Annotated in this window: 21 protein-coding genes and 1 tRNA gene; 11 read left to right on the top strand and 11 right to left on the bottom strand. The window is 41.3% G+C overall.

All coding sequences use genetic code 11. The features are described from left to right. Positions 1-208: 208 nt before the first annotated feature. From CL181_RS16270 to CL181_RS16290, 5 genes are all read left to right on the top strand, one after another. Positions 209-2,338 carry a TIR domain-containing protein gene (locus CL181_RS16270; RefSeq protein WP_176505280.1) on the top strand — a complete coding sequence of 710 codons (2,130 nt, stop codon included), beginning with the start codon at positions 209-211 and terminating at the stop codon, positions 2,336-2,338. Between the two features lie 203 nt (positions 2,339-2,541). After that, complete coding sequence (locus CL181_RS16275) at positions 2,542-3,003, top strand: hypothetical protein (protein WP_097300381.1); 462 nt, start codon at positions 2,542-2,544, stop codon at positions 3,001-3,003. 228 nt (positions 3,004-3,231) lie between these two features. Next, entirely contained in the window at positions 3,232-3,486 is a 255-nt protein-coding gene (locus CL181_RS16280) for a hypothetical protein (protein ID WP_097300382.1), read from the top strand. After that, the gene (locus tag CL181_RS16285) at positions 3,473-3,817 is read left to right on the top strand and encodes a type II toxin-antitoxin system PemK/MazF family toxin (RefSeq protein ID WP_097300383.1); all 345 of its coding nucleotides are present in this window, start codon (positions 3,473-3,475) and stop codon (positions 3,815-3,817) included. The genes CL181_RS16280 and CL181_RS16285 overlap by 14 nt, the downstream gene beginning before the upstream one ends. Positions 3,818-4,079: 262 nt before the next feature. After that, complete coding sequence (locus CL181_RS16290; protein WP_097300384.1) at positions 4,080-5,876, top strand: HD domain-containing protein; 1,797 nt, start codon at positions 4,080-4,082, stop codon at positions 5,874-5,876. 356 nt (positions 5,877-6,232) lie between these two features. Here the strand turns inward: CL181_RS16290 and CL181_RS16295 are convergent, their stop codons facing one another. Then, positions 6,233-6,838 (bottom strand): transcriptional regulator, encoded by a 606-nt coding sequence (locus CL181_RS16295; protein ID WP_097300385.1) that lies wholly within the window; start codon positions 6,836-6,838, stop codon positions 6,233-6,235. 192 nt (positions 6,839-7,030) lie between these two features. Here CL181_RS16295 and CL181_RS16300 point away from each other — a divergent pair, with 192 nt between their 5' ends. Next, positions 7,031-9,259: a S8 family serine peptidase gene (locus CL181_RS16300; RefSeq protein WP_097300386.1), complete on the top strand. Its 2,229-nt coding sequence runs from the start codon at positions 7,031-7,033 to the stop codon at positions 9,257-9,259. A gap of 233 nt (positions 9,260-9,492) precedes the next feature. Here the strand turns inward: CL181_RS16300 and CL181_RS16305 are convergent, their stop codons facing one another. Next, a complete protein-coding gene (locus CL181_RS16305) occupies positions 9,493-9,735 on the bottom strand; it encodes a hypothetical protein (RefSeq protein ID WP_097300387.1) in 243 nt (80 codons plus the stop codon). Between the two features lie 86 nt (positions 9,736-9,821). Between CL181_RS16305 and CL181_RS16310 the strand changes: the two genes are divergently transcribed. The 4 genes from CL181_RS16310 to CL181_RS16325 are packed head-to-tail and all read left to right on the top strand — an operon-like array spanning position 9,822 to position 12,596. Next, positions 9,822-10,202 (top strand): hypothetical protein, encoded by a 381-nt coding sequence (locus CL181_RS16310; protein WP_097300388.1) that lies wholly within the window; start codon positions 9,822-9,824, stop codon positions 10,200-10,202. 60 nt (positions 10,203-10,262) lie between these two features. After that, positions 10,263-10,433: a preprotein translocase subunit Sec61beta gene (locus CL181_RS16315; protein WP_097300389.1), complete on the top strand. Its 171-nt coding sequence runs from the start codon at positions 10,263-10,265 to the stop codon at positions 10,431-10,433. Positions 10,434-10,482: 49 nt separating this feature from the next. Continuing rightward, on the top strand, positions 10,483-11,298 hold the full coding sequence (aroE, locus tag CL181_RS16320; RefSeq protein ID WP_097300390.1) for a shikimate dehydrogenase: 816 nt from the start codon (positions 10,483-10,485) through the stop codon (positions 11,296-11,298). Continuing rightward, positions 11,295-12,596 (top strand): prephenate dehydrogenase, encoded by a 1,302-nt coding sequence (locus tag CL181_RS16325; RefSeq protein WP_097300391.1) that lies wholly within the window; start codon positions 11,295-11,297, stop codon positions 12,594-12,596. Before aroE ends, CL181_RS16325 begins: the two co-directional genes overlap by 4 nt. A 22-nt stretch (positions 12,597-12,618) precedes the next feature. On the opposite strand, the gene CL181_RS16330 is transcribed toward CL181_RS16325, so the two are convergent. The 7 genes from CL181_RS16330 to CL181_RS16360 form a co-directional block, all read right to left on the bottom strand. Continuing rightward, positions 12,619-13,176, bottom strand: coding sequence for a winged helix-turn-helix transcriptional regulator (locus tag CL181_RS16330; RefSeq protein WP_176505282.1), 558 nt, complete (start codon positions 13,174-13,176; stop codon positions 12,619-12,621). Between the two features lie 44 nt (positions 13,177-13,220). Next, complete coding sequence (locus CL181_RS16335; RefSeq protein WP_097300393.1) at positions 13,221-13,796, bottom strand: hypothetical protein; 576 nt, start codon at positions 13,794-13,796, stop codon at positions 13,221-13,223. A 44-nt stretch (positions 13,797-13,840) separates the two neighbouring features. Next, a complete protein-coding gene (locus CL181_RS16340; RefSeq protein WP_097300394.1) occupies positions 13,841-14,380 on the bottom strand; it encodes a DcrB-related protein in 540 nt (179 codons plus the stop codon). Positions 14,381-14,506: 126 nt separating this feature from the next. Continuing rightward, a complete protein-coding gene (locus tag CL181_RS16345) occupies positions 14,507-14,860 on the bottom strand; it encodes a hypothetical protein (RefSeq protein ID WP_097300395.1) in 354 nt (117 codons plus the stop codon). Positions 14,861-15,361: 501 nt separating this feature from the next. Then, the gene (locus tag CL181_RS16350) at positions 15,362-16,336 is read right to left on the bottom strand and encodes an ABC transporter permease (RefSeq protein WP_097300396.1); all 975 of its coding nucleotides are present in this window, start codon (positions 16,334-16,336) and stop codon (positions 15,362-15,364) included. 20 nt (positions 16,337-16,356) lie between these two features. Further along, positions 16,357-17,325, bottom strand: coding sequence for an ABC transporter ATP-binding protein (locus CL181_RS16355; RefSeq protein WP_097300397.1), 969 nt, complete (start codon positions 17,323-17,325; stop codon positions 16,357-16,359). Positions 17,326-17,327: 2 nt separating this feature from the next. After that, complete coding sequence (locus tag CL181_RS16360) at positions 17,328-18,875, bottom strand: hypothetical protein (RefSeq protein WP_255251612.1); 1,548 nt, start codon at positions 18,873-18,875, stop codon at positions 17,328-17,330. A gap of 279 nt (positions 18,876-19,154) precedes the next feature. Here CL181_RS16360 and CL181_RS16365 point away from each other — a divergent pair, with 279 nt between their 5' ends. Then, positions 19,155-19,397, top strand: coding sequence for a hypothetical protein (locus CL181_RS16365; protein WP_097300399.1), 243 nt, complete (start codon positions 19,155-19,157; stop codon positions 19,395-19,397). 9 nt (positions 19,398-19,406) lie between these two features. Here CL181_RS16365 and CL181_RS16370 read toward each other — a convergent pair whose 3' ends face one another. Both CL181_RS16370 and CL181_RS16375 read right to left on the bottom strand, forming a co-directional pair. Further along, the gene (locus CL181_RS16370; RefSeq protein ID WP_141398950.1) at positions 19,407-20,993 is read right to left on the bottom strand and encodes a hypothetical protein; all 1,587 of its coding nucleotides are present in this window, start codon (positions 20,991-20,993) and stop codon (positions 19,407-19,409) included. Positions 20,994-21,074: 81 nt separating this feature from the next. Next, positions 21,075-21,149, bottom strand: a tRNA-Met gene (locus tag CL181_RS16375). Between the last annotated feature and the right edge of the window lie 200 nt (positions 21,150-21,349).

The following is a 21,349-nucleotide window of genomic DNA, read 5'->3' on the forward strand; positions in this document are numbered from 1 at the left end:
GCAAAAGTGCTACAGGGGTACTCGCCCTTGCGCTGAACATAAGGGGCTTACTCTCCTCACTCATCTAAAATCGTATCCTGTCCAAAAGTAGGCGCCCATCAAAGTATTTATATGATGGCATAAACAACAATTGCGGTATCAAAGAACATGAATTCGTTCATAATCAGCATGTAGATGGTCATTGTGTATTTAAAAATGGAGGTTGCAGGTGGAAAATAATGTGGTGACAAAACCTACAGTATTCATCAGCTACAGCCACAAGGACGAAGCATGGAAAGACCGTATTGTGATCCATCTTGGAGCGCTGGCACAGGAAGGCATTCTTGACACATGGGATGACCGCCACATCTGCGCAGGCGCAGACTGGAAAAAGGAGATTGAAGATGCCTTGAAAAAAGCCAGTGCGGCTGTGCTTCTGGTTTCGGCAGATTTTCTCAACTCAAAATTCATATTGGACGAAGAAGTGCCAAAGTTACTTGAGCGGAGGGAAAAAGAAGGACTCAGGATTTTTCCAGTAGTCATAAGACCATGTGCCTGGAAACGGATCAAATGGCTATCCCGAATGAATCTTCATCCCAGAGATGGAAAACCGCTCATTGGAGGAACTGAGTTTCAGATCGAAACCGACCTGGCAGCGATCGCCGAGGAGATTGCAAATATCGTTGGACATGCAGCAGAAATATCCAAAGAAGGCAGATATCTGCCATTACCTCCTGAGAAAATCTCTCTCGCCAAACTCCCTTCCACAAATCCCGAACTATTCGGTCGTGAAAAAGAACTGAAGCTCCTTGATGATGCCTGGAAAAACCCAAAAACGAACATCATCTGTTTCGTAGCATGGGGAGGCGTGGGTAAGACCGCACTCGTAAACTCATGGCTTGGCAGGATGAGGGCAGACAATTTCCGCGGCGCAGAGCGCGTGTTCGGCTGGTCGTTCTACAGCCAGGGTGCATCGGAAGGAAAACAGGCATCTGCTGATCTGTTCATCGCGTCTGCCTTGCGGTGGTTCGGTGACCCTGACCCCACGAAAGGTTCACCGTGGGATAAGGGTGTGCGCCTTGCTGAATTCATAAGGAAACAGCACACTCTGCTCATCCTTGACGGGCTTGAGCCTCTGCAAAATCCGCCGGGTGAGGGGCAGGGACAAATTAAGGATCCTGCTCTTAAAACGCTGCTGCGTGAGCTTGCCAATCACAATCCCGGACTTTGCGTCATAACCACACGCATGGAAGTGGATGATATCAAAGAATTTATTAGGACTTCAGTGCAAAACATTCCGCTTGAACATCTCTCAGATGAAGCTGGCGCCGAGCTTCTTTTGCATCTTGGCGCAAAAGGCAAAGAGGATGAACTCAAACAGGCTGTCTGTGAATATGAGGGTCACGCACTGGCACTGATGCTGCTTGGAAGCTACCTTAAAGTTGTTTATGATGGCGATATTTCACAGCGCGATAAGATCAGTAAGCTTATGAACGAGCCCAGACAGGGAAAACATGCCATGAGAGTGATGGCGTCTTATGAAAAATGGTTTGAAGGCAAACCTGAACTTGATATCCTGCGCATCATAGGGCTTTTTGATAGACCTGCTGAGGGCGGCGCAATCGGTGCGCTAAGGGCAGAGCTACCTATTAATGGACTGACATCAAAGCTTGAAGGATTATCGAAAGATAACTGGCGTTTTGCTTTGAATAACCTGAGAGAAGTAAAACTCATAGCGAAGGAAGACCAGCACAGACTTGATGCTCTTGATTGCCATCCCCTGATACGTGAATATTTTGGCGAGAGGCTTAAAACCAGCAATCCGGCTGCATGGAAAGAGGCGCACAGCAGGTTGTATGAGTATTACAAATCCCATGCAAAGGAATATCCTGATACCATTGAGGAGATGACACCTCTTTATTTGACGGTAGCGCACGGCTGCCAAGCAGATAGACAGCAAGAAGCTGCTCAAATATTTTATGGTAGGATTCGAAGAAAAGCTGAAGGTTTTAGCTGGAGAAAGTTAGGAACATTTGCTGCCGATTTAGCAGCATTGTCTAATTTTTTGGATAGTTCTGGGAACATGGCAGCATCTGTGCTTACTGATGAATATAAAGCCTTTATCCTGAATGCGGCAGGCTTTTGCTTGAGATCGCTCGGTCGTTTGGGTGAGGCGGTGCAGCCAATGAAGGCAGGTTTGAAGGTTACTATCGCACTAAACCAATGGAGTAATGCAGCTAGAATTACTGGCAATATCAGTGAAATCTACCTTGCCATGGGCGACATTAGGCAAGCTCAGAACTATGCGAAACGGAGCGTTAAGCTGGCAGACAAAAGCGGTGATGCTTTCAACGAATAAGCAAACGGACCACTTTGGCAAATATTTTGCATCAGGCAGGCAGCATATCCGAAGCTGAAGCTCTTTTCAGAAAAGCTGAGGATATGCAAAAGAAATTTCAACCTAAGTTTTTTTATCTCCACGCTCTTGCAGGCTTTATGTACTGCGACTTACTGTTGAGAATGGACAGATATCTATATGTGATAAGCTGAGCCACGCAGACATTGGAATGGGGGAAGATAAAAGGATGGTATGCACTTCACTCCATCGGCCTTGATAATCTATCCCTTGGAAGGGCGTATCTTATTCAAGAAATTAATGATATAGAAGCCGATTTCACCCGCGCTGCCGAGTACCTGAACATAGCAGTGGATAGGCTGAGGTATGCAGGGATACAAGATTATATACCATCCAGCCTCATGTCCCGCTCTGAGCTATTCATCGCGCTTCGCGATTTCAACAAAGCCAGGCACGACCTTGATGAAGCCATGACCATTGCTGAGCGCGGTGAGATGGGCTTGCATAAGGCTGACTGCCGCCTGGGATATGCGCGGCTGTATCTGGCTATAGGTGATAAGGAGAAGGCACGGGGGGAGCTGGCGATTGCAAAGGAGATGATCGGGAAGATGGGGTATCACAGGCGGGATGGGGAAGTGAAGGAACTGGAAGAACGGCTGAAACTGTAGCAAATTTAATGTGATAGCATAGAATAGACGTGCATTAACACTTTTTGTCAACATCAAAATTCAGGCGCTGGGGTTTGCGACCCCGACGGAAGCGCCGCCGCTGGTGAAGATTTAGGAAATCTCAGAAGATAAATGAATATCAGAAGAAAGTTATAAGTTATTTGGAAACTATGATTTCTTGAAAATAAGTTGAAAGAAATTGATATAAAATAGAGGAAGGAAACAGTTTTGGAAAGTACATTTAGAGCTATTGAAACCACAGGAACGGTAGATAAGAATCATCATCTTTTCTTGGATGAGCCACTACCTTTTGCTGGTCCGGCAAAGGTTCGTGTCATCATACTGCTGGCTGAAGAAGGAGACATAAATGAGAAGGAATGGCTGTATGCAGCAGCAAAAGACCCATCCTTTGATTTTTTGAAAGAACCGGAAGAAGACATCTATTCATTGACTGATGGAAAACCATTCCATGACGAAAGATAAAATAGTTCTTGTTCCTTTTCCATTCGATGATCTATCGGCTGAGAAAGTGCGACCCGCTGTATGCCTGACTGATCCAATTGGACAGCATCGCCACGTTATTCTAGCATTTATCACAAGTAATACAGATCAGGAATTTCTCGAAACAGATGTTATGCTGGATAGTAATGACAAGAATTTCAATGTAACTGGTTTGCGTGTATCATCAGCACTGCGATTACACCGCCTTATGACAGTTACTACTTCATTGATATGCAGAGAGTTGGGTGAATTATCACCAGAAATGAAAAAACAAGTTGTTGAGAAACTGCGAAAACTATTTGAATTGAATTGAAATCCACTTATTCTGTGCCCCCAATATGAAGAAAAAACGTAGCGTGATATCCCAAAACACTTCGCCGGGTACATCAATATCAGAAGCCTCAGTCTGTCACCACAAGTGAACTGCGACCGACAGAAACATCCATCCTCCGCAACGCTGGACAAAAGCTTCCTGCGGGAATCGTGCGGTTTGATGACAAGGTTGCAAGCACTTTGCAAAGATTCATCTTAAAAAAAGATTCATTTTAATACCCATCAATCATAAATAACTCATCATGCCTTCACTCATCGACCCCATCTATGGTCATGTGGCAATAAGCAATCTTGAGCAGCTCATCATCCATACACCCGAAATGGCGCGCCTGCGCCGCATCCAGCAGCTTGGTCTTGCCGACCTTGCATTTCCGGGCGCGAACCACACGCGTTTTGAACATAGCATCGGCACATTATTCATTGCAGACAAGATCGCCCGTTCGCTGGGGCTGGATGAGGAGGATATTGTGAAAGTGAGGCTTGCAGCACTTTTACATGATATCGGCCACTGCGCTTTTTCGCATGTGGTGGAAAGCATCCTGAAACGTAATCCCCAATACCAGCCAGTATTAAATGGAAAGAATTTCCTGAACCATGAGATGTTCACAAAACACATCATAGCGAATTCTTTACATATAATACCTGAAATCGGTGCATATGCAGGTGCTTCTTTTTTCCAGGAAATCTCGAGAATTGCAACAGGGGATATTGAGGGCGTTTCAAAACCATATCTTTCCCAGATCATCTCAAACGATATAGACGCTGACAGGATCGATTTCCTGCTGCGTGATTCCTACCACACCGGTGTTTCTTTCGGGCTTGTTGATGTTGACCAGATCATCGGAAGTATGGCGCTCAATAATGATAGGATCATTCTTGGCGGGATGCTCAGTTATGATGAGGACATGGCTCTTACTGCCGCTGAATCCATGCTGATCGCCAGGGCGCATCACTATTCTGCGATAATACATAATCCAGGCACCCAGGGGGCAAGAGTAATGATGCTCCATGCTCTTGAAAAAACACTTGCACGGTATAAAGAGTCGGGGAATGATGTAAAAGAAGCCGTATTGAAATTCTTTACAACATACAATGACAGTGATCTTTTAAATTTCATAGAAGCAAATGGGGATGAAAATTCAAGGAAATTAATAGCAAATATCCGAAACGCCTCCATTTGCAATGCTGTGGCGCGATTCACCCATAAGAACCTGAATCCCAGGACAAGAATGGCGCTTTCCACCATTGCCAGGAATGGGATTGCCAAGAAAATGTTCGAAGACGGACTTGCAAAACGTTTTGCCGATAAATATGGTGCATCTGTTCTTGTTGACCTTGATGTCGCAAGCGGGATACCAAAAAGCACACGCATAAAGATAGGTGAGGAGGAGAGTTTCCTGTACGATGAATCCACACTTGCCAACGGTCTTGTGAGGGCTATCTCGCGCCAGATATCGCTATGTGTATTTGGAAGGGCAGGGGATAACACTGCGCTTTCTCATGCGTCCTGTGATTTCTTGCTGGGCATCGAGAATCTTTCGCCTGACCTTTTGCGTTTTATCAGGAATGAAAACTATCTCCCGATAGAAGGGATTCTTCTTATTTTTTACAGCGCCCACAGGTTGTTCAGCAGTGAGGCTGACGGTAAGATCACTATGCCAAGGCTTCGAAATATTGCAAAGATATATTATCTTGTAAGGGAGCTTGGAAAAGATGAAAAATTAAAGAATTTATTTGATTACAGGTTCCATACCCGTTACGGCTTCTCATATAGCGATAAGCTTTTCGAGGATATCCAGCTCCTTGTAGCGATGGGAATGGTGGATGAAGACCTGCGGTATTTTGAAAAAAAGGGGCGGTGGCAGCAGCGTTATGAATATGTCCTTACAAACGATGGCCTTCTTTATGCAGAATCAATTGCCTCAGCATACCAGAACGAACTGGCCATAATTAAAAATTATCTGGCTATTAATAAGCATTCTATTCCCAGGGATATGTTGAGTGTGGCTTCAAAACGTTACAACAGGGTCCCCGGATAAGCTCCGAAATTTTTGGATGAATTTATATATGATAAAAAGTACTAATAAGACCAGAGGATGATGGAACATGAATGAAACAAATGGCAATAAAAGCGATACTATGGTGATTTTAGCAGTTCTGATCGTGATATTGATTATAGCAGGAATTTTGTACTTATTTTATAGAGTACCGAGTTAATAAATAGAGATTGTCGGAAAAGTACTTAACTTTACCAATCTTAGATAAAACAATAATCTCTGCTTCTAACTTTTTTCAAGAAAAACATTGCGCATCGAAGCGATTATATCTTTTATCGCCACTAAACAACTTTGTTTATAGAAGCCGGCATCTCCAAGTACTTTATCAGCCAGATCCTTCATTTTCTCAGTCTGATTACCAGCAAAATGAGTATAATTGAAATTGCTGATCCTGAGAGAAAGAACATGCCGAGAAATAACAGAAGCATGTTAATTCCGATTTCTTCAACAGCTATATCCCTGATATCATAATAAGACGGAAGCATTAAGGAACTCTCAATCTCTTTTTTAAGTAGCCAGCTTCCTATAAATGACAGGATTGAACCAGCTGAAAAAATTAGCGCTACAGTTATTGGTATCTGCCCTTTTATTTTTTGGAAGAGAAAAGTATTTAATAAAGAGCCAAACTCACTTTTCCCTATCGATGATAGGAGGATTATGCTTTCTTTTTCATATACATACATTTTTACATCCCTCAATCTTTTTCCTAGTTTTTTTCTGGATATCCTAATTACACCAAGCTCTTGTAATTTATCAATATGATACTGCACAGTTGACATGGGAATATTAAGTTTATTTGAGAGATCAGTTATGGATGACGGGTTTTTGTATAATTCTTTTAGAATTTCATGTGCTGTATCGTTGCAAATCTCAGATGCCAGTTGTTTGGATCTTTCGGTGTACAGGTTCTCAACAAAAAAGATATCATCTGGTAAATTTTCCATGATTTAACCTGTAGAATTCATTAAATAAAGCTTTCTACTGTTTCAACGTAGATTGAAACAGTCAAATATTTTATCAGAACTAAAATCGTAATAATCCTGTGCATAACAATCGGTAAAGTATGCAGGATTACATCATTTGTAGTATCTTTGCATAATAATTCAGGGGGTTATGTATAATATAGAGGTGAAAAAATGAAAAAGAAATTGTTTATTTTTGGAATAGCGGCATTACTGCTGTTCGGTGGAATAATGGGAGGGCTAGCCGCGAATGATAAAAGTGATGTACCTCCAAAGGTTGAGACCACTCCTAATGCCAATGAAGAGCAATTGCCTCCAAAAATACCAGAGCGGTATGCTCCTATGAGGATTGATATTGCTCCAAATGCTCAGGAACAAGTACCCTCAAAAACGTCAGGGCAGGAAGCGTCTGTTGTGAGTAATGTTGCGAATACTCCAGACAGAGGTCTTCCTATACCTGTAATCAGAGAAGCTGTTATTGTCTACTTCAAAGAGATGCCGTCGCTTGAAGCTTTTGCTTCAAAGTATGATGCAAAGCTGATATTTGCCAAGCAAGACATTAAATTGGCTGCGTTTGAAACAAGACCAGTTGGAGAACCGGGAAAGACCAGCCAGAGAACATTGGATTTCATTGACGAGGTCTCAAAGGATCCCGGTGTCGAGAGAGTATTTAAAGATGAATTTATGTTCCTTAAACCAGATAAGGCATACTCACTGGAGCCTAAGGTAGTATTTCCAGCGGATATGGAGGATAAATACGTTGCTAACGAAGTAACTGCCGTCTTCTGGAGGTTACCCCCTTCTCTTGAGGATTTTGCGTTAAAGTACGGTGTTAAGATTAAGGATGTGGAAGATGTTCTGATGTTTGCTGTTTTTGAAACCGATGATATTACAGGTTTTCTCAAAAAGGTTTCTGCCGATCCATATATCAGCTCTGCGCATCCAAGAGCTATTGGTCAATACTACGGTTATACACCTAATGATCCAAAGTGGGATCTTCAATGGGGAGCGAGAAAAATATACGCTCCTGATGCGTGGGATTATCAGAAAGGCAGTACAGGTATTACCGTTGCCGTGCTCGATACAGGTGTTGATTATAACCATGAAGACCTATCTGGACGTGTTATTAAAGGGTGGAATTTCATCAATAATAATAGTGACCCTATGGATGATGTCAATCATGGAACGCATGTTTCTGGAATAATTGGCGCCATAATGGATAACAATAAAGGCATTGCCGGTGTTGCACAGGTAAGTATACTCGCGGTAAAGATAGGTGATCAATATCAACCTTACCCAGACTTAACTGCTAAAGGCATTCGTTATGCCGCTAACAATAGTGCGAAAGTCATAAGCATGAGCTTTGGATGGGCATATGATTATGATGAAGTTAGAAGCGCTACTGAATATGCTTGGAGCAGAGGCTCTCTCCTCGTTGCCGCATCTGGAAATGAAGGTAGTGGTGTAATAAGATACCCGGCAAATTATACCGATGTCATTGCAGTTGGCGCAACTGATTCCAGTGATCAACGTGCTTGGTTCTCAAACTATGGTGCCAAGCTTGAACTGGTCGCGCCTGGAGTTAATATAAACTCAACAATTCGCAATAACCAGTACGAAAATAAGAGCGGCACATCTATGGCAGCACCACATGTTTCAGGCGTAGCAGCCCTTATATGGTCGCAGAACCCCACGTTTAGCAACCAGAAAGTTCGTGAGGTATTGAGAGATACTGCAGTTGATCTCGGTTCAGCTGGTCAGGATATCTATTATGGTTACGGCAAGGTCAACGCGTATGCAGCCGTCACTAAAGGAAAGTTATTATCCAGCCAGAGCGGATCGCTCTCTGGTACCGGGAATAGCTACACTTATTCGGTCGCTATTCCAGCGCCTTCTATTGTTTCTGTAGTAATGGCGGGGAATGAGAATGCAGATTTTGATCTTTATGCCAGATGGGGAAGTCCACCTACTACCGGCAGCTATGATGCTGCAGGTTATTCATCTACATCTCTGGAATATTTCCAAACGCAGGGGTCAGGAACGCTTTACATAATGGTAAATTCCTACAACAGTAGTGGTAGCTGGAAATCCTGGGTACTTTCAGGTTCATACTCTGACAGTGGAAAACGGTTCGGTACAGTTCCTGGCACAGGCTACGAAGGTTCGTTCTCACACAACGGCGCTGGAATAGGGTACGCATTTAATTCAGGTCCGGACGGCAGCGATTTCGATCTATTTACGAAATGGAATTCGCCGCCTACAACAACCAGTTATGATGCATCTGGAACCACTAGCTGGCCTGAGGAGATAGCCGGACCTGCTGCAGGTTCGGGCACGAATAACATTATGATATATTCGTACTCCGGAGGTGGAGAAACAGCAGCAGTAGGATTAATATATTGATCCTATCGCAATAAAAACAGTCAAACAATCCATCAAAATGGCGTAGTATTTAAATGACTTCGCTATTTTGATATTTTTTATGAAAGTGTCGAATATTTCCTCTTCAGAATCACCACCAAACAACCTTTGTTTATGGACAAGAAATCTATGAAAATTAATACCAGAAGGTCACTTCTTTTACCGGATAATCAAACAGGTGGACTTTTTAAAAAAAGACAAATTACAATCTTTTTTTAATTTTCCGATATTACCTCGCGGATAACATCTTTCAGGGCATCCCTCAGTTTGCTTTCAGGATTTGAAATTTCATCTGCGATTATATCCAGGACAAGGTCAAGCCCGCCCGGGCTCGATGAGATATAATCCCTTATTACAGTATCCATATTTTCGCAGCAGTCAACACATAGATCCACGCCTTCAATTTCAGCGTCGTTAACCGGTTCAAGAGCAGTATGACATAAGAAACATTCACTCATAACATCACCACCGCCGTAATGACTCTAACATCATATCAATGTTATGCATCATACATGAGAAATCCTTAAAGTTCAGGAGGTTTATTATGGCGCACATGGCAAAAGTAGAAGTCGTGATGGATGAAAAGGCACTCTTCGCCAGGCGTATGCTCAACTTCAAGCTTGTGAAATTATCATGGGCATTGTTTTTTATTCTTATCGGAGGAAGCTGGATACTTGAAAGCCTAAAGAAGATAGACAGCACAGAAAAATGGGGAATCATTTATGCAGGATGCGGTGTAATCCTTCTTTTGTTGAACCTGCTGCGGGTCGCCTGGAAGATCAATATCAGTGATTTTACTACCTGGCTTGGCATAGTCGGATTGATATTAGGGATCGCGAAATATTTTAATTTTGAATTCGAAATATGGGCTACACTGATACTAATCTTTGGCATCAAAATGCTTTTGGGAGTGTTCAGGAAGTAGATTTATACAGCTTTTTCTTAACGATACCTTGAAATCCTATAAAAAACATTAGTATCTTTCATGGCACAAAAGAAAGAAGGTAGCGGCTTGATGTCTTCAGCCGGTTTAATGAGATACTACGATTCTGAAGAGACAGCTGTATTGATCGAGCCAAAAACCGTTGTTACTATAGCAGTATTGAGTGGACTTGCAGTGCTTGTATTAAATGCATCATACGGTATCTGGCCGTAATACGGATTCTCCATAATATTTTTTAACCATCACTTTCAATCAGGATACCATGAAGCTATTCGGCGTTCTTGGCGATCCTGTATCACACAGTCTTTCACCCGCAATGCATAATGCAGCGTTTAAAGCACTTGGTATGGACTGCGAATATCATGCGTTCAGGGTAAGCAAGGATTCTCTTCACGATGCGATCCAGGGGGCCTATGCGCTTGGTTTTGGTGGCTTAAATCTTACAATTCCCCTGAAGGAGAAAGCTCTTGAGATAGTTAAGCCCACAGACCTGGCAAAACAAATTGGCGCTGTAAATACCGTTGATTTTAAAAAAGGAATCATTGGTTATAACACTGACGGACTCGGGGCCAAAATGGCACTCACCGAAAGTAGTGTGGAGATCAAAGGAAAAAATGTCCTGCTTCTGGGCGCCGGGGGCGCTGCAAGAGCGATCGCGTTCACGCTTGCGACAGAGGGAGCCAATGTGACCATTGCCAACAGGACACCGGAAAGAGCAATATCTCTTGCAAAAGATGTAGGAAGTGTCGGAAAAATAAATGCATCAGATCTTACTGATCTTAAAAATCTGGTCAAGAATAGCGATATTCTTATAAATTCAACTGCCATCGGCATGTTCCCGAAAGTTGGTGAAACACTTGTGACCTCAGACATAATGCACAGTGACCTTGTTGTTTTTGATATTGTCTATAATCCCCTCAATACTCGATTGCTCCAGGAAGCAAAAACAGCTGGAGCAAAAACAATAGATGGCGTGAAGATGCTTGTGTACCAGGGAGCAGAGGCGTTTAATATATGGACTGGAAAGATACCGCCTGTTGATATAATGGAAAAGGCTGTGAGGGAGAAACTCGCATGAAAATATTAATAATCGGTGGGACTGGAGAAACTGGCCGGTGGTTTGCGAAGTTTTATAAAAAACACGGGTTTGATGTTGCCATATGGGGTATCAATAAGAAAAAAGAGGTTGCACAAGACCTGGGTGTAGTTTTTGCAGATGATCTTGACAATGAAATTAAGACAAGCGATATCGTTATGATATCTGTTCCGATAAATATCACTGAAAAAACGATTTCAAATATTGCTCCCAGAATGTCCCCGGGAAGTCTGCTCATGGACATCACTTCCATAAAAACAGGCCCGATGGAAGCCATGATTAAGTATGCACCGCGAAATGTTGAGATACTGGGATCGCATCCTATGTTTGGCCCTTCAATTCCGGATATAAGGGGACAGATAGTGATTTTTACACCTGCCAATGAAAGGAGTTCAAAATGGTTGCCTTTAATAAAAAGTCTGTACGAGGATAATGGCGCACATATAGAGATATTGGATGCTCTGGAGCATGACAGGATGATGGCCGTTATCCAGGGTCTTACGCATTTTGCTTATATTACCATAGGAACGGTTTTCAGGGAGCTTGAATTCGATGTTGCAAAATCACGCAGGTTCATGAGCCCCATGTATGATATTATGCTTGACCTTGTAGGAAGGATTCTTGCCCAAAACCCGTACCTGTATGCCATGATACAGATGAATCCGGAAGTGGCAAAGGTGCATAAGGCTTACATCGACCAGTGCAACCTGATAGCAGAAATGGTACAAAGGAAAGATATTGAGGGCTTTGTGAGCCTTATGAAAAAAGCGGCTGCACATTTTGGAGATACCGAATCAGCGCTCAGGCGCTCGGATAAGCTCATTGGCACTAAAATTGCCGAACATGAGGAGCTCATGCGCTCCACAGGCAGCGAGCGCGCAATCAAGCACATCTACTCAGGTGTTATTCATATCGGGATTGTCAAAAAAGTAACGCCAAGAACCGTTATCCTGGAACGGGGCGGGAAAAAGATCGAATTCCTTATTGAGAATGTCAGACTCTTAAATGAACTGGAATTATATGCATGGAAATCAGCAAATTTAATAAATGTGACACGGGATGTATCCGTTTATATTCCTGCTGCTTCTGATGCAGATATCATAAAAAGCGTCATCGCATGCGAGGAAGGAATTGTATCTGTGCAGATCATCGATGTTTATAACAAACAAAATATACAAAGTGTTACGTACAGGCTCACAATATTTGGAGATCGTGATGCAGCTATTGTGCAGGGGAGTATTGAGAAACTTCTCAGGGGCATAGGCTGTACCATCAGGTGAAATGGGAAAAAATGTTATTTTTTTACTTCTGAAGAGCGTCTGCCAGCTTCACCATCTTGCTCATTCCGTTTTCATATCTGATAATTACGCCTCTTCTTTCCAAGTCTAGAAGTGTTCTTGAAAGAGTAGATTTTGGAATATCTGCTCTTGATGCAAGCTCAGCTTGGTTCAGTTCACCAAACTCTACAAGTAGTTCTATCACTTTTCGATCATTCCCTTTCATAACTTTCAGAATATCCTCCGTATTATATTTTGCTGTTACAGATTCATCAGGAGATTCTACTTGTGGAAGCTTGGCCAAGTGCACGTTGTCAGTTAAAATATGTTCCAAGTTTTTGCTCAAAGCAGCTTTAGAGTCAAAAAATAGAAGGTACATTGTACTGATTCCGAGTAGACAGGCAAAAAATGCAGTAATGAACATGTCAGCACGTGTATAAAAGCCTGGAATCTGACTCGCAATTACATCGCTTCCCTCCATAAAAATATTGATGGGCGTAGGGGTTATCATTTTTATGCCTATCATGAATATAGAGGCTATGAATAACGCAGCCATAAATGCCGTTTTACCATGAATATCCAATATTTCACTTCCAAAACTAATTTGCTTTAGTATACGCATGAATCTTACTTTTTAGAGTATATAATTGCACCGCCACCGCTTGAATTAATATTAAAACTATTATTTAGCTCTTTTGCTTCTTCAGTGGTAACTACTTTCTCAGTGCTGAGGTTCACAATAACTTCATAATTTTTTTCCCCTATTACCATGATAACTTTTGCTTCAGAATCTTGCATTACTCCACTCACTGGTATTGTATATTCCTTCCCGCTGATGAGTTGCTGCACGTTCTCATCGGATTCAACTATTTGAATAGCTTTATCTAATACTTTTTTACTTACAGCTCTCTGACTATCTAATTGTTCATCTGTTACGTACTTTATCATGATTTTTTTATTCTTTCCATCATAAAAATACTCGACGCCTTTTACGCCGTCAGGTAGTTTTATGGTCTGTACTATTTTTTCATCCTGAATTAAATTCACAGTCCCATTATTGCCATCTATTACCGCAACTAATCTGGTTTGAAATCCTACGGGCAACTGTTCTGATACACCAGTCATATATGCTATTGCGACTATACTTATCCCGATTCCGATCAGTATACCCAATAACCTTGCTTTGGTTTTAATTTCTTTCACTTAATTCACTCTTTTAGCATGTGCATAGTTTGTCACAATAGGTATCAAATTTTAGTGCCGATAGAATTAAACGAGTTTTTAGCCCGTATATATGTATAAGTATATTCCTCGTACTGTGCTGATGGAGAGAAATATGTAAGAGCATAAAAATAATTATTCTCCTTTGCAATAATCATTGTTTGAGTATAATTTACATCATTAAGGGTGTAAGAAACATTAAGTTCTTTACCTTTTGATTTACCCAAAATACTTTCTCTTTTGTAGTTTATTCTTAAATTCTTTGTCTTTTCTTGAAACTGCTGCATCAAATCTGACACAACATTTTCAGTCGATTCATATTTTCCACCACTATCAATTGATAACAATGCTTGTATGTTTAAAGTAGTGTATCCATCTTTGGATTTTTTTGGTAAAATGAAGGAAATTCTTGATTCATTTTGAACAACTTCCCAGTCGGCCGGATACTCGATAGATATATTGAATTCACTATCTGTGTATGTTGTAAAGTTTATAGGCTTCCCATAAGTAGCATTATTTTCATTCTTAGCGTTGTAGATGCATCCATTAATCAGTAATATTGACAAGAGTATGATGCTAACTTTTGTGTATTTGATCCTAATTTTTATACCTCCTGAAAAATAAAAAAATTAAGTCGGCTAAATAATAGCCAACCAAAATTTTATATATTCATCTGTTATATACCTATTAGCTTACCAATAGCTACATGATACAGAAGTGCCGCTAGATTGTGCACTCGCACCGCCGCCATAGTTAGGTGATGATGCACTGCAACTCCAACCTGTTCGGTAATTTGTTGCTGATGCATAGTGGTATGTAACTGCTGCAAATGCATCTATTGTTTCAGAGGGCTTTGATGTATCTGCATTCAGGCTACCATTCCCATCTATTGTAACTGTGGGACTATTGCTACTATTGACCAGCGCTTTGGTGCCATCAGTGTTTATTTTATATGTAGTCACTTCTGCACTTGCTGGGAATGCTACTGCCACTACCATTAGAAGCATTGCAATCCCCACAACCTTAATCATTGATGTTTTCCTCATTTCTTTTCACCTCCTTTTCTTTTTGTCATGCTGCGCTTTGTGCTCGCATGCCAAACCAGCCTAAGGTGGAACAGCCAAAATATGTAATGTGGAACAATCGTTCCAAAAAATGGAACAACTATAAAACCGTGATCTAAAAGACATTTCCAGGTAAATTCATAAAAGCAACAATAATGATATCCATATTATTTTGCACAAAATCAGATCGTGTATCCTCATGAATTGTTTTTTCTCCGAATAACGATGCCTAAAAAAATGGAAATCAGACTAAAATAAAGTCGCTATTATGGGTCATACCATTGCTCTCAGTAAAAATCCAGATGAAATATTCGATCAGTATATCGGTTCTGAAATCGACATCGGCAGTAGAAGCAACGGTTTCTTACAGACGAGCGAATAAAGTATATAATATACATGGACTGGATACCTTAAAGACTTCCAGTCCGAACTCTGCACAATCGTATTTTATAGACTATTTACCTTGGAATTTTCCTTAAAGCTCTATAATGTTATATCCTGCCTCATGAAAGCCATATAAGACATCAACAACAGGATTACAGGAATAACCATCAATACAATCAGGTTAACCCAATTCTGCTCTAGCCAGTAGCCAAAAGTGAAGCCTGTATCAAATAGGCCTTGCATCTCAGAAGGCGTCTCATCTGGCCTACCGCCAGGAGCAATGAACTGTATTCCAGATTTCTGAGGTCCTGTTACGAGTTCAATAAAATGTATGGAGGGAGATATAGACATAATATTCTGGGCAATTTTATCTCTCTTTTCCATTTTTTCCATAGAAGAAGGATCATCCGAAGATACCTCAAACATCTTTTGCTCCCCTGTAATTATCCCTGCTGCCGTGTACGCAATCGTACTTAGAAGCAAACCGAGCACTAGCCATACCACAATACTGTAAATAAGTGAATCTGATGACTCCTTTGTAAAAGTAGACAGAGCTACAGAGAGTGCCAGATAGCTCAACATAAATAAAAATGCCAGAATTATAAACACAATTATCCTGCCAATAAACTCTGCTGATATCGTTATCCCGGACACACCAAGCATCACACCCATGGATGCCCCAACTGCAATAAATACTACTAAACCAAGCATAATCATCATACCAATAAGCTTGCCTGTAATCACCTGGTCTCTATAGACAGGATGCGTTAGAAGCACATTAAGCGAGCCTGATTTCCTCTCTTTGACAATAGCGTCAAATCCGAGTATGATTGCTGTCAAAGAGCCAAGCATGCTCATCTGGGATGCGAAACTCATAAAACCCATCGTAAGTGGAGAAAGACCTCCAAAGTCGCCCATACGTGGCATACCAGAAATATTCTGTCCTGCTTGATACCCGTTCACAAGAAGTGCTATCATAAATACTCCCAGAATCAAATAGAACCTTGGACTCCAGAGGCTGTCAGCAAACTCTTTTTGCGCTATCACGAAAACATTTTCAATATTTCGTTTCATAATTCACCTCAATATAAATCTTACGCCATCTCCTCTATCAGCTTCAGGAACACCCTCTGCAAATCCATTCTTTCTTCCTCGAATCTTGATATGACTCCACCCATCAAATTTACTTCCATAGCTATTTCCATACGTGCACCTAAATCCGTAAGAAGTGATACATGACCATTCACGGGCTCCACCGAACGCACACATTTCAATCTTTTCAAGCCCTCTATAACTCTCTGCACTGGCAAATTCTGGACTTCAAGGGCATACCTGATGCCTACCTTTTCCCTTACTTTGTCCCTGAGTTCTTCTACCGTACCTACGGCAAGCAGCTTACCGCGTGAAATCACACCAATTCTGTCGCATATCTCCTCAACCTCCGCCATGCTGTGGCTGCTCAGGAACACTGTTACTCCTTTTTCTTTGCTGAGCTTCTTAATCAAATCCCGCATCATCTGGGCACCAAGAGGATCGATACCGCTTGTAGGCTCGTCCAGGAACAGAACACCTGGCTCATTTATCAACGCCTGGGCAAGACCGAAACGCTTTCTCATGCCAGTTGAAAATCCGCCTGTTCTCTGGTCTATAGCACGGCTAAGACCCACCAGTTCGAGCAGGTCAACAATCCGCTTCTCTCTCGTCTTTTCATCGATATCATAGAGCTTTGCATAGAACCTGAGGTTCTGCCTTGCAGTGAGGTTGTCATAATATCCAGCAGGTTCAGGCAAAACTCCTGTGGCTTCCCTTATCTTGATGACTTCTCTCACGATGTCGAAGCCTGCTACCTTGCCAGAGCCGCCTGTAGGCTCAAGCAAGCCTATAAGCATCTTCATTGTGGTGGTCTTGCCTGCGCCATTGGGACCAACGAAGCCAAAGACTTCGCCTTTTTTAACGCTCAGGTTAAGCGAATCCACTGCTACAACCTCATTTTTCTTACCAAAACGCTTGGTAAGATTTATGGTTTCTATAATGTTTTCATTTTGACTGATTTCTTTATTCATATCTATCTTCTTCCAAATTTACGTATTATAAATACCAGTGCAATAATAGCCAGCACCACCATCCCGATTCCTGCCACCCCGCTTGAACCGGATTTTTCCACATTTACTTTAATGCTCTTTTCCTCGCCCTGGATATCGCCGCTCTTGGCACGCATAAATATCTCTTTTATTCCTGAGCCTGCGTCTGCTCTCGCTGTGATTTCAACTGGAATATTCCTTGATTCGCCAGCCTCCAGTTTTTCTATTGTCCCGAAGCTCCTGATCTCAGTGCTGATGCCGCTGACTTCCTGAATCTCAAGCTGCACATTGCTCAAAGCCTCATCCCCTCCGTTTCTTAAGGTTACCCTGATTTCTGTTGAGCCGCCTGGATTTAAAGTCACATCATTGTAACTCGGATAAAGGCTGAGTATCTGGCTTTTCTCAAGACCTTTATTGACAGTGACCTCAAGTCTCTGGGATACGCTCCTGTCATCCCCGCTCACAGCACCCACAAGTACAGGATAGATTCCATCGCTGGCATTCAGGGAAGGTTTGATCTTTACCTTGAACTTCTGCTCGCCTTTGGCTGGCAGCTCAAGCATGGTCAGTCTCACATCATCATCCGTATCTGAGAGGAATTCGACATTCCAACCTTGCGGCTTATCCAGCGCTTTCAGGTTCAGCTTAAGCTGCTGGTCGTACCTGTTTTTCAGGGATACGGCAAACTCTGCTGTATTCTCAGGCCGGACTTCAAGACCTGCTATAGCCGAGCGCATTTCAAGATATGCGCTCAACGCCTGGGTTGGATCAAGCTCAGGATTAATGGTAACACTTAGCGGCAGTGAGATGACCTGGCTGCTGCTGTCCATGGACGCTCCTACCAGCACTTCATAATCCCCGTCGGTTGGATTGGTTGGAGGCTGGGCGACAACCTCAAAATCCTGCTTGCTTTTTGCAGGAATACTCATTTTTGTGATCCTTGCGCCGTCTGAAGAGAGCATGTCCACGCCCCATCCATCTGGCTTTGAGAGCACTGAGAGCTTTACTGTCGCCCTGCTGTCGTATTTATTCTCAACCGTTACGCTGAACCTGGCAGGAATGCCCGGATGGGTTTTTCTGCCGGGTATGCCTGAGTATATGTCAAGGTTAGGCATGGCGTTCCTGTCCACGATCGCGGCAAAATCACGGTATATCAATTCATAATTGGTAACATCCTCGCCAAAAGGCTGCAACCCTATCCTTATCAGGTAGGAGCCATCGCTGGTGTTGGCTGGCACCCGCACTCTCAGAACAACCTGCTTTGAATCGGTTGAGCCTGCCGGGAAGGTTACCTGGCTTACCTGGTTGTTATCCGCGTAGAAGCCGGCAAGCCAGTCGTCTGGTTTTTTATCTATGAATAGCTTGACTGAAACGCTTTTTGTGGTATTGTAGAATTTTTGCAGTGTTGTTGTGAATTCAACGGTGTCACCAGGGCGAACGACTTTGCCAGTTATGTCTGAAGTGGCTGATATCTGGGAGAATTCGGCTGTAGCTAATGGTATCAGGAGTAATGTGAGGGTTGCTATAACCATGAATATTTTAAAGATTGAAGACGGTACTAATTTTCTTTTTGTCATATTATATCAGACGCTGAAGTATCATGTGATGGAACAGCTAAAATATGTAATGTGGAACAAGCAATCTAAAAAATGGAACGCTCATGAAACCGTAAACTAACGGCATTGCCTGTTATATTAATAACAACAAGTAATGATAGGATGATCAAATTAACACACTGACATAGATGCTTGCCAAGGGTCGTTGACTAATTATAAATACATGCAGTACAGAAAAGCGACACAAGTGATATTATGGTAGAAAAAACAACAATCAGGCCAAAGATACAGGATTTAAAAATAGGGGATGTCCTGCATGTGGGGACAGAAGAGAAAGGGGAGATATTTAAAGTGACAAAACTCGGTGAAAATACTTTCATTTACGACCAGGGCGGCGATCTTAAGGAATATGGCAGGGCGGTAATGGCCAAAAATATCTTCGGTTTTGCGGAGAAGTACAAGGCAGTCTACTGGATAACGAGAGATGAGGAAAAATAATAAATTTTGCTATTGTTTTATTTTCTCAAATAATTTCAGGATACGTGGACTATCTTTCATTTTATCCTGAAGAATTTTCATATTTTCTTCTGTAGAAGATTGTTCTTTTAATTGCTCAATTGTTGTGATCGGGATATTTCTGATATTAATCGTATCTTCCACGCTCCAGCCAGGAATCTTTAATTTTTTCAGGTCTATATGCAAACTCAATATGACATTAAATTCATTCTCAGTTTTATTCGTGCAAATTTCACTCAATTTTTTGATATCTTCTAAAGAAAGGAGATTGAAATCTTCGGATTTTACAAACTCTTTTGCTTTGATTTGCTTTTGCTTAAGTGTGTTTGAAATTTTTGTATTTTCAGCAGCTGCCGTCATTTCCCAATTAATTGAATCAATATCAACATTTGCAAAATCTTTTATTGAATAAACTTTCGCTTTATCAATCAGCAACTTCAATTCAGTTGGGGTCAAATCTAAAAATTCTTTTAATATTTTTATTTCAGCAAGTTGATCCTTAGCTTTCTCAGAAATAGAATCAAAGTATTTTTTGTTTATTCCCCCATATTTTTTTAGCTTTTCAAAATCAGCTAAGGCAAGTTGTTCAACAGATTTAATATTCTTATGATTCAACGTGAAAGCAACGTCTTCTTCCACATTAAGCCTCACGACAAGTTCAGATTCATCGATGTTATATCCTTTCCTTTCTTCAAGCTCTTTCCGTAATTCCTCCGGTAATAGCCCTTGAATTGATTTATATAACCATTCTTCTATTGTTTTAGTAAACATACCTGTAAAAAAGGAAAATAGGATTAGGAAACTAAGATTTTGCCTGGTTGAATCCGGCAGGAAATAAATACCTAATATTGCTATATAAGGCGCAATCGTGATTCTTCGAATATATACCCATTCTATGCTTTCCTTCTTACATTTTGGTATATTCTGACAAAAAGTCTCTTCAATGCTTTTTAAAAGATAAGAAATTACACCAATCAATGCGAAAATTGGGATATAAACACTAAAGCTCGTGTTTCCTAATAAAATGTTATCTATATTATTGTGAAGTAAGATTAAAAGTACGATCGGCCATGACAGTGCCAATATCATTAATAATAAAGTGAAAACTATCGATTTCAATTTTGGATAGGGAATCCAGTGACCAAGGTAAAATATAAAATATCGATAAGCAAATACCAAAAATCCAATTACTGCCGGCACAAAAATAAGCCAAAACTCGGAATCATTCTGATTTTTTAGCAGACTTAATGTAAACTTTAATTTATTCTCAGTAATAAGCGGTAAAATCGTTACGTTCTTCGATAAAGGTTCATAGTTTTCAGCCATAATCTTGAATGTGTATGTCTGATTTTGCTCGCCTTGAAAAAGTGCAGTCCCGTTTTCATTTGTATAAAAGTATAAACTGGAGGCATTAGGCACATTAATAGGAAAAACCTCTATTGTTGCTTCTTTGACCGGCAAATTATTACTACCGTTCACTTCGATCTGAATTGTGGTGCTGGTAATTCCATAAGAGGGCTGAATGAACAAAAAGAATACAATCAGGAATATTAAACCTGCATTTAAGCAGCATCTCATGATAATGATACTTATCATTATTAATATTTAAAGTTATCGATTGATTAAAAAAATTTCACACAAAAATTCATAATTCACTTATAGCGGGGAATGGATTCGAACCATTGATCTACGGGTTATGAGCCCGTCGGGATATCCTGACTACCCTACCCCGCTCTGGAGTAAAAATAGTATCCCCTTATAGTTGATGATGAATGATAAAGTCTTCGGTTCTTGATAAAATCCAAATATCCTAAAGCTATTATTTTTCTCCAACCAGATACCTTTTCCTTCCTTCTGTCCTCTTTTGAGATTAAGTGTTTCTATACAGGCTGTCCCAAATCCCACTTCAATGAAAAAATGACATTATTTTCAAT

It is taken from the genome of Candidatus Methanoperedens sp. BLZ2 (assembly GCF_002487355.1).
Taxonomy (GTDB): Archaea; Halobacteriota; Methanosarcinia; order Methanosarcinales; family Methanoperedenaceae; genus Methanoperedens.